The organism is Shinella curvata, assembly GCF_022899935.1.
GTDB lineage: Bacteria > Pseudomonadota > Alphaproteobacteria > Rhizobiales > Rhizobiaceae > Shinella > Shinella curvata.
The window spans coordinates 122,670-135,917 of the sequence record NZ_JALJCJ010000009.1 but is presented as its reverse complement, the minus strand read 5'-3'; the positions used below and the strand labels follow the sequence as shown (position 1 = coordinate 135,917).

The window sequence follows — 13,248 nt, the reverse complement described above, 5'->3', positions numbered from 1 at the left end:
TCGCTATCTGCAAGCTCGGCGCAAGAGCTTCCATGAATGTGAACCACCCGGGAGACTTCTTACGAAACACCATGGTCTTAAAACGGAATCGAACCTTCGGCGTCCATAGAGGAAAACGTAAACTTCTGATGGGTGTGCATTTTTTAGTTTCTTGGATAAACACTTGCGTAATCCGGAAGTTCAATCTCGTCAGCACCCGATATGAACAGCTTCGTTGCGATCTGCTTTATCCCTGGTGCTGCGGCTACCCGTAGAACCGCGTGCTGAAGCGCAACTCCGAAACGGGTTTGCGGCTGAAGCATTTTCGGCGCGACCTTTGGCACACCCTGCCCCTTCTCCACGAACGGACGCATGATCTCATCATACCGTTTTAATGCATGCTGGAGTGATGGCCCCTGCGACAGTTCGCCAGCCAGCACGTAAGCACCGACGATGGCGAGTGTCGTGCCGATCCCTGCGATGGGGGTGGCACACCAAGCTGCATCGCCGGTCAAAACGACGCGGCCGCTCGACCAGCGATCCATTTTGACCTGTCGCAAGACGTCGAAATAGAGATCGTTCGTTGTCTCCAAGCCGGCCAACACGCGCGGGGCCTCCCAGCACGCATCGCGGAAAAGATCGACCAGGAACGCTTTCTGCCGTTCCGGTGAAAGCTCATCTTCACCGTCCGCTTCCTTCTGGACAACCAGTATCGCGCGGGTGGTGCCCTTGTTGTCCGGCCTCAGCCAGATACTCCGCCCCTCGCCAGCCGTGTAAATGCGGCAATGGTCATCATCGCTCTGGCCTTTCGGGATTGTGAAGTAACCCATCGTCACGTCTAGCCAGCGCGGCTCGTTTTCCCCTTGAAACACCAGTTCCCGCGTAGAAGAGCCAACACCTTCAGCGACAATAACAAGATCGAAGTCTTCTCGAGCCCCGCTTTCGAATATCACGCTCGCGGCGTCTGCCCCATCTTCGATAGCCTTGATGACGTCGCCGAACCGGAAGCTCACATCATCTCCGCAGGCCTCATATAGAATGCGGGCCAAATCGCCGCGAAGGATTTCAAGCTCAGCGGTCGGCCCTTCCGGGCCGAGTTCCTCAACGTCGAACTCAGCGATTTCGTTGTCGTGCTCGTCGACAAAACGAATACCGGCCTCGCCGGTGCCATTGTCTTTCACCGCCTGCTCAAGGCCCATTTTGGCAAGAACTTTACGGCCGGCGCCCCTAACATCGATGTTCTGGCCGCCATCGCGGAACCCCGGATGCCGTTCGACCACGGTCACATCAAAGCCGCGGCGTTGGAGCCACCACGCAGCCGAAGTGCCGGCAATACTCGCCCCGGCGACCAGGACACGTTTTCTTGCGGGTTCAGCGACCATATATCAGGTGTCCTCGTTCGATGCGGCAGTTGAACCGGAATTGAGTCAGGCTTGTTCCGCCCATTTCGGTTGCACGTAGTCAGTCGTTCTTATTGTCACTCTGCGAAGTGTGCTGCTCGTTCTTCGAGGACTTGAAATTGGTCATTATCCGAAGTGTGGCAAAGGTAACTATTGAAAGCACGATCGCGGTGTCGTAGGCGCCGAGGCCGACAGCGACGCCAATCGCGCCTGTCGCCCAAATGCTGGCGGCTGTCGCCGTGCCCCGTGTGCCGAGCTTACCGACAAGAATTGCTCCGCCACCGATAAAGCCAACGCCGTTGATCAATCCCTCGACGATCCGGGCTGTCGCTTCCGCATTGCCACGGTAATCGTCTCAGTCGCCTGGATAAATCCGCAGGAGGCGATGGCGACAAGCGGGAACGTGCGCAGCCCCGCGCTGCGCTCGTTCTGTTCACGATCCCAGCCAATGGGTAGAGCGAGGACATAAGCGGCGAGCAAGGCGACCAGATGTGGGATGATGTTGAGCTCCACCCCCATGGAGACCAGCCAGTCGTTCAATCGCGCACCTCCTCGAATGTCCAGACGCGGTAGATATAGGCAGCAACGAGAATGACCAGCACTGCGGTCGAGATCGGATCGACATAGTCGGAAACAACGGAATAAGCCTGACCGAGAAGATAGCCGGCAAGTGCCAACGCCGCAGTCCAGGCGAGTGTGCCGATGGTCGAAAATATCAGGAATGTCCCAAGCGGCATGCGGGCGACGCCGGCGGGAACCGAGATCAGCGTCCGCACTGTCGGGATCAGCCGGCCGACGAGAACCGATGAGGTGCCATGCCGTTTGAATCTGTCGGTCGCGGCATCGACATCGGATGGATGCATCGTCAGCCAGCGACCGTGGCGTTCGGCGAGCCTCCGGACGCCGTCATGCCCAAGCCGCCGGCCAAGGTAATACCAGGGCAAGGTTCCGATCAGAGAACCGATCGTCCCTGCGCCGATGACAATGAGGATGTTCATGTCGCCTTGCGTAGAAAGATACCCGGCAAGTGGCATGATCAGTTCCGAGGGTATCGGCGGAAAGATGTTTTCCAAAAACATCAGAAGCGCGATACCGAATGGACCGAGCTTTTGCATGATCGATTGAACAAAGGCTTCCATGGTGGCTTTCGGAATTTCCTGGGGCGCCAGCGCTTGGATGCCGGCGGCCCAGTTGCGGGCTTACCGAGCCCGCAATCTGGAATTTGAACTACATCTGGACCTTGGCATTATCGCCCATGTCGGGCTTTGCGCTGGTCACCGCGGCGGCCGCCATCTTGATGTAGCTCAGCATCGTGCCAGGGCTATCCCAGTACTCCGCCGACGACGGCGTGACTTTCAATATCCGGATCGACGGATCGTCGGCATCATCCCACCACGCCTTGGCGGGCGTTGCCCAGAGATCGCGTATTTTCTCCCGATCGTTCTGGACCTCAGCCGTCCCGGAGATCGAAACGTATTTCTGGCCTTTGGAATCGGCAAAGGCCAGGCAGACATTCGGATGGCGGGATATCTCGTCGTCCTTGTGGCTCGCCACGTCGGTCAGGAAATAGAATGCGTTGTCGATCCTCTCAGCATACGCTGACATCGGACGCGCCTTCAAATCCATACCGGCCTGCGTCGTCAGCATGCAAAAGCCGATCTTCTCGGCCAAATCCCACACCTTGCCGTTGTCATCTTCGTTTGTCGACATCGATTTCGCTCCTTTGTTAAGAGTGAAAAAACGGCCGACGAGAAGCTCTGGTTCCAAGAGGAACGCGATCTATACGCCACTAGTCTCAATCGTTCTTCCTATTGGCCGTCCGGCAGGTGCTGGACACCAGCTCCGTCGATCTGCACCCAATGGTGCTGGCTACGTTCGAAGATGGATCGCTCGGGCACGGGGAAGTCAGGATCTGCGAAAGCGCCAGCAAGCACGGTAACGACGCCTGGCGCATCCTCGTTCCTGTAAGCGATGGTCGACCCGCAGGTCGGGCAGAAGAGGTAGCGCGCCCATTAGCCGCTGTCGCCGACATGCTCGAAATCCCTATGCTCGCCTTCCAGGGACACAAAGGTTCACGGAACCTTGCCTGAACGCCGAAGGCACTCCCTGTCCGCCGTTGACATTCAAGACAATGGCAAACCAAAACCCGAAGCGGCTCCTCTTCGCAGAAGACACTCAAAGCGCCGCATCGACAGCTCACTTTTCTCATGTCGCTCCTGCTTTTCGCGGCCGCGTCACGCACCTCGGCTGAGTGATCGGCGTCAGCAAAGAAAGCGGCGGCGACGAGAAAGCACAATGCCGAGCATCGCGCTCACCAATTACGTCTACAGCGAAACGGCCTCAAGGGCGGCTTTCAGCTCGTCGGGGCCATGCGGCTTTCGCAGCAGCACGGCTTTAGGCCCGCTGTCCAATGACGGCGCCTCATTCATGCCGGTTGAAAACACGATTCCGATATGCGGCCAGCGGCGTCGCACCTCCCAAGCAAGCTCCTCGCCGGACAGGCCGGGAAGTCCGAGGTCGGTCACGAGAATATCGACGCCGTCCTTTTCCAGGATCAGCAGTGCCTCTTCGGCCGACTCAGCCTCCAACACGGTGTATCCCAGATCAGCGACCATATCCGCATCGGACATGCGGATGAGAGCATTGTCTTCCACCAGCAGCACACGCTGGTTTCCAACCGAGTCCCCCGCGGCATCGCCGGCATCGTCACGGCTGCGATCGTCTTTGCTTCCTGCCCACTCACCCGAGATTACCGTCTGCATTTCATTGTTCAGAAGGTGGCGGATCTTTCTTGCCAGAGCTTCCCGGGTATAAGGTTTTGAAAGGAGCTGAACACCGGGATCAAGTCGTCCACCATGGACGATAGAATTTTCGGTGTAACCTGAGGTGAACAGGACGGCGATGTTGGGAAGCCGCTCCTTTGCCTTGCGAGCGAGTTCTGCGCTCTTCAACGGTCCGGGCATCACCACATCGGTGAACAACATGTCGATCGGCATGCCGCTTTCCAGTATGGTCAGGGCAGCGCTGGCATCCGGGGCCTTCAGGACGCGGTAGCCCAGTTCCTGAAGAATTTCGACGACAGTCGCACGAACGCCCTCGTCGTCTTCGGCAACGAGAATGGTCTCCGGGCCACCTTCGACGGGCCCGTCCGAGATCGTGACTTGAAGATCCTCCTGGCCGGTTGATCGAGGCAGATACATCCTGATCGTGGTGCCCTGGCCGACTTCGCTGTAAATTTTAACATGTCCGCCGGTCTGCTTGACGAAACCGTAAACCATGGAAAGACCGAGACCCGTCCCCTTCCCTTCCGCCTTGGTGGAGAAGAATGGCTCGAAAACCTTTTCGATCAGCTCAGGCGGCATGCCAGTCCCCGTGTCCGTTACCGAGAGAGCGACATACTGGCCGGGCTCGACCTCCTGATGAAGCCGTGCATACGCATCGTCGATATAGGCATTGCCGACCTCAATGGTGAGCTTACCGAACCCATCCATCGCGTCGCGCGCATTGATTGCCAGATTGAGGATCGCGTTCTCGATCTGCATCGGATCGACCAGTGTGTTCCACAGGCCGCCGGAGACGATCGTTTCGACCTCGACCCCCTCGCCGATTGTCCTGCGCAACATCTCGTCCATTCCGCGCACTAATCGACCAATATTCAGGACGCGCGGATCGAGAGCCTGACGGCGGCCGAAGGCCAAGAGCTGCGACGCGAGTTTCGCCCCGCGATCCACACCCGCCAGCGCATTCGAGACACGACGTTGCGCCTGGTCATTCCCATTCAGATCCCGGGCGAGAAGCTGGAGGTTGCCGGCAACCACCTGAAGGAGGTTGTTGAAATCATGAGCCACACCGCCCGTCAGGTTACCGATCGCTTCCATCTTTTGGGCCTGCTGCAGCGCAGCCTCAGTCTGCCTCAAGACGACAGCAGCGTGCCGTTCCTCGGTTACGTCACGCCCGACAGCATGAATGAAGCTTTCGTCGGGAACGGCTGTCCAGGAAATCGTCCGGTAGCTTCCGTCCCGCCCCTGATACCGGTTCTCGAACGAGAACGTCGTGACGCCCTGGCCAAGCTTTGCGACCTCGGCGAGCGTAGCGTCCTTGTCGTCCGGGTGAATGAGGTCGAGGAAGGATCGACCGACCAGATCGCTTTCCTCCCATCCAAAAACTATGGACCAAGCAGGATTGACCGCGGTGATCTTCGCATTCAGTTCCGCGACAAGCATGATGTCCGTTGACAGCCGCCACATGCGATCACGATCAGCAGTCCTCTCGGCCACGCGGCGCTCGAGGGTCTCGTTCATCTCCTGTAGAGCAATCTCGGCTTTTCGGCGTGCGGTCACGTCCTGGCACACGACGGCGATCTGCCGGCGTGTCGCCGGCTCTACGCGAAACGCACCGACATCAAGAATCTTGCCCGTCTCATCGAATGCAAGCTCGAGCCGACGCGGCTGCCCCGTCTCTAGGACTGGCCGATAAAAGTCGATCCACTTGCCGGCCTCCTGCGGAAATGTTTCCCTTACTGTCTTGCCGATTATTCCGGAGACACCGGCCTGCCGCTGATAGGCCTCGTTGTATTCCAGATGGACATAGTCACTTAGGGGGCCATGAGGTCCGTCCCGAAACTCGATAATGCAAAGGCCTTCATCGAGCGAGGAGAAGAGGCTGCGATAGCGCAACTCGCTTTCGCGCAGCGCCACTTCAGCATCGTGCGCCTTCGTCAGGTCAAGCATGGCGCCGATCATGCGCAGCGGCTTGCCGCCCTCATCACGGATGATGTGTCCCCTGTCCAAAACAGGCGCGTAGGATCCGTCACGCCGACGAAACCGGTATTCATCGGCCCAGTCGGTGCTGGCGCCGTCAATGGCCGCATGAATGGATGTGTCGATCCGGGCACGATCTTCTGGGTGGATATGCTCGATCCACCATTGCCCCGTTGGTTCGACCTCTTCCAGCGGGTGCCCATATGCGGCGGTGAGGGCTTCATTCCATAGGACGTAGTTGGAAGAGAAATCCCAATCCCAGATTGCATCGTTGGTCGCGCGGCTGGCAAGTCGATACCGCTCTTCCGTATGGCGATGCGCGAGTTCCTCTTCTCGCGCCTTCGTGACGTCGCGCACGGTCCCAATGAAGCGTACTGCCTTTCCGTGTTCGAAGAACGTACGGCCTTTTGCCGCGACCCAGCGCACCGTCCCATCGACAACGCCAACCGTCCGGTAAGTGACGTCGTACTCCCCGTCCCCATCGGCGCTGACAGCCGCCTTCACGGCGAGATCGATCTTTTCACGGTCCTCGGAGTGCAAGCCCATCAGAAACGCCTCGTACGATACTGCGGCGTCCGGCGGTAAACCGAACAGCTCGCGGCATCTCTCGTCCCACTCAAGGACATCGTTTACGAGATCATAGTCAAACGTCCCAACCCCTGTCGCATCAAGCGCCAGTGCGAGCTTCTGCTGCGCCTTTCGAAGACTGTTCTCCGAAGTCCTTCTGGCAGTTACGTCGCGGGCGACACCGATAAACCGAACCGGGTTGCCGTCAGCATCACGTTCAAATTCCCCCTTGCGAGCAATCCATCGGACTTCGCCGCTACCCGCCTTGCGAATGCGATACTCAACCTCGGTTGCCGCATCTCCCGCTTTACGGTTATCGGGGTGAGACATGAAATGCTCATCGTCGGACAAGACGACCGCCTCGAAATCTGTCGCGGGACGGTTTTCCAGATGGTCGAGACCATAGAGACTGGAGAATTCCGGTGTCGCCGAGATCATGTCGGTCTGAACGTCGATAACAAACGTACCGATACCGCCGGCCGCCTGGGCTGCGCTAAGGCTGTCGGTGATCTTTCGGCTCGGATCGTTAGAATTGGTCACGCGCGTCTCGTCTCGTTCTTGTTCTGCCGTCTTTCGTAAAGCGATGAATTATCATCGGCAAGCGACATGCGGAACGAACGGCCACGGGGTTCGTTTTTGGTTGACGATAATGCGAGGCTTGAGAAGTCCATGGAAAACGCATCCAAGACACTTGCAGACGAATACCGCCGGCTTGGGGGACGCCGCGTTGCCGTGATCGACGACAACATTGGGTCTTCCCGGGACTGGGAAGGCGATCCAGTGGAAGCCGAAAAGTTTTGGAAAGAAAAAATCGCCACCCTGTCTGATCGCGAGCGACGAGATGTCGAGACCTTTCTGCCATCACTCAATGATGACGCAGACGTGTCGAATGCCGAGTGAAGATGTCGATGCATGTTGAGGAGATTACCTTCGAGGCAAGCGGTTGGGTGCCGAATAATCCACGCCTCCCCGTGGTCTTTTACCAGAGACTTGATCTCCCCGGTGATTTTGCGACCGTTTTCGCCGGGAACGGCTGGACGGGTATCTGGACCGACGGCGTCTTCGACTACCAGCATTATCATACCGGAGCACATGAGGTTCTGGGCGTTGCGAGCGGAACCGCCACGTTGCTGATCGGGGGCCCCGGGGGCCGTAAATTTGATGTTGGCCGCAGCGATTGCCTGATCCTTCCGGCCGGAACCGGCCACCGAAATCTTGCCTGTTCGTCCGACTTCAAAGTTGTGGGTGCCTACCCGCCGGGTCAGCACGCGGACATACAGACATCGGCAGCCACAGACGGGATGCTTGCCCGGATTGCCTCGGTATCTCTCCCGAAAGCCGATCCGGTTCACGGGCATGATGGTCCCCTGCTTCAGATATGGCACTGACGAGGTCACGTCCCTTCTGTGATGCGGCGACCGTGTTTCCCTGTCGCATCTCGCTGCATGTCTTTCTCTATCACCCGCTCTTGCACCGAGGGACCTGGCAGCGCTCTGTCACGGAACGAAGCGATAGCGCGGGCGTTTGTCTGCTTATGTCCTTTCCCCGCTACGGAGCACCCATATGTCGGCAGCCAATCCGGTTCGCTATTCTCCCGAGCTCGAAGATATAAAGCCGAACGAGCAGGATATCGTGTCCGGTCTCAACGATGCGTTCGACGTCATTTTGAAGCGGACCGCAAATGACTATGGCCATGCTGTGCGATCCGTTCATGCAAAGGCGCACGGCATCCTGAACGGCACGATGACCGTAAAGGATGGCCTGCCGGAAGAGCTCGCTCAAGGATTGTTCTCGCGTGCCGGTAGCTACGAGGTCTATATGCGGATGTCGACCAATGCCGGCGACATTCTCCCCGACACGATCGCTCTGCCGCGCGGGCTCGCAATGAAAGTCGTGGGTGTCGAGGGGCCGAGGCTGGCCGGTGCGGACGGCTCGACGCAAGACTTCGTGATGGTCAACGGGCCTGTCTTCCAAGCGCCGAACGCGGAAAAATTTCTCGGCAGCCTGAAAATGCTCGCAAAGACGACCGACCGGATGGAAGGCACAAAAGAAGTTCTGTCGAGCGTTCTTCAAACCGTCAACAAGGGCCTGGAGGCGGTCGGCTTATCGAGCCCGGCTGTACAGTCACTGGGAGGCGCGCCGAACATCGATCCGCTTGGTGAGACCTATTTCAGCGTCACGCCGTTCCGATATGGAAACTATGTCGCCAAGTTTCGGCTCAAGCCCGTATCGGTCGGTCTGACGGAACTGACGGGCCGCGAGATCGACACCAGCGTCAGCGACGATGCCATCCGCGAGACGGTGCAGGCCGAGATGCGGGACATCCGGGGTGAGTGGGAATTCCAGGTTCAGTTCTGTCGCAACCTCGAAGACCAGCCGATCGAGGACCCGACCGTCGAGTGGGAGGAGAACGAGGCGCCTTTTGCCACCGTCGCAATCGTCAGCGCCGGGCCGCAGGACAGCTGGAGCGACGAAAAGGTCGCCAGGGTCGACGAGCAGATGCGTTTCAGCGTCTGGACGGGCCTGGCCGCCCATCAGCCCCTCGGCAACATCAACCGTGCCCGCAAACTGCCTTACGAGCATTCCGCCGAGTTCCGGCAGACATTCAACCGCTGTCCGATCCACGAGCCGCGCTGAGTGGAGGATTGCAATGGCAGATCAGATCCCGAATCCGAAAGCGGAACGCCCGGCTGGCGGCTGGGGTTCGCTCAAATCCATCGCCCGCATCTACGGCGACACGTCGCCCACGCCGGCCATGCTGGAGGAGCTCGCAAGGCAGAACAAGCCCAAGGGGTTCATGTGCGTTTCCTGCGCCTGGCCGAAGCCAAAAAACTATCACCCATTCGAGTTCTGCGAGAACGGCGCCAAGGCAACGCTCTCCGATCTGACCAGCGCCCGCTGCACGCCGGATTTCTGGAACGACCACACGGTCGCGGAACTGCGGGACTGGAAGGACCACGATCTCGAGCACACGGGACGCCTGACCCATCCGCTGCGCTACGACGCCGGAGCGGATCGCTATGTCGAAACCACCTGGGACGAAGCCTTTACGGCGATCGGCAAGGTGCTGAAGCCATTGCTGCGCGAGAGCGTGGTCTTCTATTCGTCCGGCCATGCCGGGCTGGAGGCTTCCTACCTGTATGCGCTGCTGGCCCGTGCCTACGGCAACAACAACCTGCCGCAAAGCTCCAACATGTGCCATGAGACGACCTCGGTAGCGCTGAACCAAGTCATCGGCTCGCCGGTCGGCACGATTGTCTGGGAAGACTTGGAGAAAGCGGATGCCTTCTTCTTCTTTGGCCAGAACCCGGGGACCAACAGCCCGCGCTTCCTGCACCCGCTGCAGGAAGCCAAAAAGCGCGGCGCCAAAATCGTGACCTTCAATCCTGTCATCGAGCAGGGACTGGTGTCCTTCGTCAATCCGCAAAGCCCGGTCGACATGCTGACTGGACGCGAGACGGCAATTTCCGACGAATATTGCCAAGTGCAGGCCGGTGGCGACATTGCAGCGATACTCGGCCTCTGCAAGGTCGTTGTCGAAGCGGACGATGGGGCCGTGGCGGAGGGGTCCGCGCGGGTTCTCGACATCGCGTTCATTGAAGAACATACGACAGGCTTCGACACGTTCGTCTCCGCAGTGCGGGAGACCGCCTGGGCCGACATCGAGCGAGAGAGCGGGCTGACGGAAGCGCAGATCCGCAGGGCCGGCGACATCTATGTGCAAGCCGAGCGGGTGATCGGCGTCTACGGCATGGGTTTAACCCAGCATTCGCAAGGGTCGCTCAATATCCAGATGCTGGTCAACCTGCTTCTTCTGCGCGGCAACATAGGCAGGGAAGGCGCCGGCTGCTGTCCCGTGCGCGGTCATTCCAACGTGCAGGGCCAGCGCACCGTCGGCATTGCGGAAAAGACCAAGCTCATCCCGATGGACAAGCTGAAGGCGCTGTTCGACTTCGATCCACCCACCGAGGACGGCATGACCATCGTCGATGCGGTCAAGGGCCTGATGGCAGGAAAGGTCAAGGCCTTCATTTCGCTTGGGGGCAATCTCGTGCGCGCCGTCCCCGACCAGAAGGAGATGGAGGCCGCCTGGGCCGCTCAGGATCTGACCGTGATGGTATCGACCAAGCTCAATCGCAGCCATCTTTTCCCGGCGAAACAGGCGTTCATCCTGCCGTGCCTGTCGCGGCTGGAGCGCGATGACCAGGAGACCGGCAATCAGTCGGTGACGACCGAGGACAGTTTCTCTCACATCTCCGGCTCGATCGGCAAACGCCCGCCGGCATCGAAACATCTCAAAAGCGAGCTAGCCATCGTCGCCGGTCTCGCCAAGGCTGTGCTCGAGCCCAATCCACGGCTGACTTGGGATGCGTGGACCGGTGACTATAGCCTCGTCCGTGACCTCATAGAGCGGACCTATCCGAAAGACTTCAAGGATTATAACGCCCGGATGTTCGAGCCCGGCGGCTTCTACCGGGGCAACAATGCGCATGAGCGCATCTGGAATACCGAGCAAAAGAAAGCGGTATTCACGCGGCCGCATCGTCTGAACGCGCTGTCGTTCGAGGACGCCGATGGGCGCTATCGTCTCGTTACGATGCGATCCAACGACCAGTTCAACACGACGATCTATGGGTATTCCGACCGCTTTCGCGGCATCGAGGGGACGCGAGACATCGTATTGATGAGCGAGGGCGATATCGCCGCGGCCGGCCTGCGCGAAGGCCAGAAAGTCGCTCTCGTCAGCGATTTCGGCGACGGCAAGCGGCGATCGCTGCCCGGTCTGGAGGTTCGCGCCCACAAACTGCCGCGCGGAACGATCGCCGCCTACTATCCGGAATGCAACGTGTTGAACGCGATCGATCATCACGACGCGTTGTCGAAGACACCGGCCTCCAAGGCCATCCCTGTCAGGATCGAAGCCTGACTTCACCGAACGGCGTTTCGTGCTGATCCACGGCGCGTCAATATTCTTGCGTAGGCCCATAACCAGTCCGGGAGAAGCAAATGAGCATTTCCGTCAATGGTAACGCTGTCCAGGTGCCCGATGATCCGCGCGTCTCGCTGCTCGATCTGCTGCGAGACGGCCTCCACCTTCACGGCACGAAGAAGGGCTGCAATCAAGGTGCCTGCGGCGCCTGTACCGTTCTTGTCGATGGAGAACGCATGCTGTCCTGCCTGTCGCTCGCCGTCCAGTTCGACGGCCGCTCGATAACGACAATCGAGGGGCTTGGAGAGCCGGGAGCTCTGCATCCGCTGCAGCAGGCCTTCGTGGAGCATGACGGGTTCCAGTGCGGATACTGTACGCCCGGTCAGATCTGTTCCGCCGTCGCGATGGTCGAGGAAGTCCGTCGAGGCGTGCCGAGCCATGTCACCTCGGATCTGAACTCCAACGTGATCGACTTCAGCCATGACGAGATGCGCGAACGCATGAGCGGCAATCTCTGTCGATGCGGTGCCTATAACGGCATCATCGACGCCATCAACGAAACGCTGAAGGAGGCTGCCGAATGATCCCCTTCAGCTATGCCCGGGCATCGGATGTGCAGGATGCCATCGCAAAGGGCGCGCTCGGCGGCACCAAATTCCTCGGCGGCGGCACCAATCTGGTCGATCTCATGCGCGAGACGATCGAGCGCCCGACAGGCCTCGTCGACGTTACCGGACTGTCGTCCGAGATCACCGAAACGAGGGACGGCGGCGTGATGATCGGCGCGGCCGCCCGCAACACGGCTGTCACGGAACACCCCCTTATCCGCTCGCGCTATCCGGCGTTGACACGGGCAATCGTTGCCGGTGCCTCGGCACAGATCCGCAACATGGCGACGGTCGGCGGCAATCTGATGCAGCGAACCCGTTGCACCTATTTCTACGATGGCGAAGGATCGCACTGTAACAAGCGGGCACCAGGAGACGGCTGCGATGCACTTTCCGGATTTAACCGCAGTCATGCGATCCTGGGAGCATCGGATGCCTGTATCGCTGTCCATCCGTCCGACATGTGCGTGGCTCTGACCGCTCTCGATGCGATGGTGCATATCGAGGGAAGCGACGGATCGCGCAGCCTCCCGATCAAGGATTTCCACCGGCTTCCGGGGGATCGGCCCGATATCGAAACCATGCTGCAGCCAGGCGACCTGATAACCGCGATCGAACTGCCGGCATCCTCCATCGCGGCCAACTCCACCTATCGCAAGGTTCGTGATCGCGCGAGCTATGCCTTTGCGCTGGTCTCCGTTGCGGCCGCGCTGGAAATCGAGAACGGCAATGTCCGGGACGTGCGGATCGCGCTCGGCGGCGTGGCGCACAAGCCGTGGCGGGCGGAACGAGCGGAAGCCGCTCTTCGTGGAAAGCCTGCCGGCGAAGCCGCATTCCTTGCTGCGGCCGAGGCGGAACTGGCTGCTGCACGAACTTTCGAAGGCAATGCGTTCAAAGTCGAACTTGCCCGACGCACCATCGTCTCGGTGCTGACAGAACTTTCCGGAGGTGCGGTATGAGCATTCTTGAAAACGCCAAACAGACCGCTCAGGGCCTTTTCCAGG

At 59.4% G+C, this 13,248-nt stretch carries 10 protein-coding genes and 3 pseudogenes; 6 read left to right on the top strand and 7 right to left on the bottom strand.

Annotated features, from left to right (window positions below):
* Positions 1–143 precede the first annotated feature (143 nt).
* The 7 genes and pseudogenes from MUU55_RS26930 to MUU55_RS26910 form a co-directional block, all read right to left on the bottom strand.
* Positions 144–1,361, bottom strand: coding sequence for an FAD-dependent monooxygenase (locus tag MUU55_RS26930; protein WP_244763854.1), 1,218 nt, complete (start codon positions 1,359–1,361; stop codon positions 144–146).
* A gap of 79 nt (positions 1,362–1,440) precedes the next feature.
* A pseudogene (locus MUU55_RS26925) lies at positions 1,441–1,898 on the bottom strand (MgtC/SapB family protein).
* Positions 1,899–1,915: 17 nt separating this feature from the next.
* Complete coding sequence (locus tag MUU55_RS26920) at positions 1,916–2,518, bottom strand: DedA family protein (RefSeq protein ID WP_244763853.1); 603 nt, start codon at positions 2,516–2,518, stop codon at positions 1,916–1,918.
* Positions 2,519–2,606: 88 nt separating this feature from the next.
* Positions 2,607–3,089 carry a pyridoxamine 5'-phosphate oxidase family protein gene (locus MUU55_RS26915; protein ID WP_244763852.1) on the bottom strand — a complete coding sequence of 161 codons (483 nt, stop codon included), beginning with the start codon at positions 3,087–3,089 and terminating at the stop codon, positions 2,607–2,609.
* A 98-nt stretch (positions 3,090–3,187) separates the two neighbouring features.
* Positions 3,188–3,367: pseudogene (locus tag MUU55_RS29430) on the bottom strand (GFA family protein); the annotation flags it as partial.
* Between the two features lie 86 nt (positions 3,368–3,453).
* Positions 3,454–3,588, bottom strand: a pseudogene (locus tag MUU55_RS29470) (GFA family protein); the annotation flags it as partial.
* A 115-nt stretch (positions 3,589–3,703) separates the two neighbouring features.
* Positions 3,704–7,246 (bottom strand): PAS domain-containing protein, encoded by a 3,543-nt coding sequence (locus tag MUU55_RS26910; RefSeq protein WP_244763851.1) that lies wholly within the window; start codon positions 7,244–7,246, stop codon positions 3,704–3,706.
* Between the two features lie 129 nt (positions 7,247–7,375).
* Between MUU55_RS26910 and MUU55_RS26905 the strand changes: the two genes are divergently transcribed.
* The 6 genes from MUU55_RS26905 to MUU55_RS26880 all read left to right on the top strand — a co-directional run bounded on the left by MUU55_RS26905 (position 7,376) and on the right by MUU55_RS26880 (position 13,203).
* Positions 7,376–7,606: a hypothetical protein gene (locus MUU55_RS26905; RefSeq protein ID WP_244763850.1), complete on the top strand. Its 231-nt coding sequence runs from the start codon at positions 7,376–7,378 to the stop codon at positions 7,604–7,606.
* Between the two features lie 8 nt (positions 7,607–7,614).
* Positions 7,615–8,094: a cupin gene (locus tag MUU55_RS26900; protein WP_244763894.1), complete on the top strand. Its 480-nt coding sequence runs from the start codon at positions 7,615–7,617 to the stop codon at positions 8,092–8,094.
* Between the two features lie 175 nt (positions 8,095–8,269).
* Entirely contained in the window at positions 8,270–9,343 is a 1,074-nt protein-coding gene (locus tag MUU55_RS26895; RefSeq protein WP_244763849.1) for a catalase family protein, read from the top strand.
* Between the two features lie 13 nt (positions 9,344–9,356).
* Positions 9,357–11,633: an FdhF/YdeP family oxidoreductase gene (locus MUU55_RS26890; protein WP_244763848.1), complete on the top strand. Its 2,277-nt coding sequence runs from the start codon at positions 9,357–9,359 to the stop codon at positions 11,631–11,633.
* Positions 11,634–11,713: 80 nt separating this feature from the next.
* Positions 11,714–12,220, top strand: a complete 507-nt coding sequence (locus tag MUU55_RS26885) for a 2Fe-2S iron-sulfur cluster-binding protein (protein WP_244763847.1) — start codon at positions 11,714–11,716, stop codon at positions 12,218–12,220.
* The gene (locus MUU55_RS26880; protein WP_244763846.1) at positions 12,217–13,203 is read left to right on the top strand and encodes an FAD binding domain-containing protein; all 987 of its coding nucleotides are present in this window, start codon (positions 12,217–12,219) and stop codon (positions 13,201–13,203) included. Before MUU55_RS26885 ends, MUU55_RS26880 begins: the two co-directional genes overlap by 4 nt.
* Positions 13,204–13,248 lie beyond the last annotated feature (45 nt).

Bases quoted from the DNA above. Each gene is read 5' to 3' on its own strand.
- MUU55_RS26930 (WP_244763854.1), bottom strand. From the start codon at position 1,361: ATGGTCGCTGAACCCGCAAGAAAACGTGTCCTGGTCGCCGGGGCGAGT.
- MUU55_RS26920 (WP_244763853.1), bottom strand. From the start codon at position 2,518: ATGGAAGCCTTTGTTCAATCGATCATGCAAAAGCTCGGTCCATTCGGT.
- MUU55_RS26915 (WP_244763852.1), bottom strand. From the start codon at position 3,089: ATGTCGACAAACGAAGATGACAACGGCAAGGTGTGGGATTTGGCCGAG.
- MUU55_RS26905 (WP_244763850.1), top strand. From the start codon at position 7,376: ATGGAAAACGCATCCAAGACACTTGCAGACGAATACCGCCGGCTTGGG.
- MUU55_RS26900 (WP_244763894.1), top strand. From the start codon at position 7,615: ATGCATGTTGAGGAGATTACCTTCGAGGCAAGCGGTTGGGTGCCGAAT.
- MUU55_RS26895 (WP_244763849.1), top strand. From the start codon at position 8,270: ATGTCGGCAGCCAATCCGGTTCGCTATTCTCCCGAGCTCGAAGATATA.
- MUU55_RS26890 (WP_244763848.1), top strand. From the start codon at position 9,357: ATGGCAGATCAGATCCCGAATCCGAAAGCGGAACGCCCGGCTGGCGGC.
- MUU55_RS26885 (WP_244763847.1), top strand. From the start codon at position 11,714: ATGAGCATTTCCGTCAATGGTAACGCTGTCCAGGTGCCCGATGATCCG.
- MUU55_RS26880 (WP_244763846.1), top strand. From the start codon at position 12,217: ATGATCCCCTTCAGCTATGCCCGGGCATCGGATGTGCAGGATGCCATC.